The organism is Vibrio rubrogenes, assembly GCF_059641415.1.
The window spans coordinates 1-322 of sequence record NZ_JCARSY010000143.1 but is presented as its reverse complement, the minus strand read 5'-3'; the positions used below and the strand labels follow the sequence as shown (position 1 = coordinate 322).

1 protein-coding gene is annotated in these 322 nt (G+C 51.9%); it reads right to left on the bottom strand.

The window, feature by feature from the left end; translation table 11 throughout:
- The coding region (vgrG, locus tag AC55NX_RS20940) for a type VI secretion system tip protein VgrG (protein ID WP_496997486.1) at window positions 1–322 on the bottom strand (322 nt) is incomplete at both ends.

The window sequence follows — 322 nt, the reverse complement described above, 5'->3', positions numbered from 1 at the left end:
ATTATGTTTGATATGCGTGGTTGCATCGTTTTCAACCAGCATGTCGGTATCTTTTTGCGCGTGCAGATAGATTTTCTCACTGCCCGACTGGTCTTCAAAACTCAGCTCGTTGTAACCGTCCCCTTGGTGGGTCTCGGTGCGGATCACCGTCTTGGTTTTGTGCTCAGGTAACGGATACGGGGTGACGTTATTGGCATTGTATGTCCGCCCGGTGATAATCGGTTGATCCGGGTCGCCATTAAGGAAATGCACCACCACTTCATGACCGATGCGTGGAATAGCCATCATCCCGTACTGCGCACCGGCCCAACCTTGTGTCACG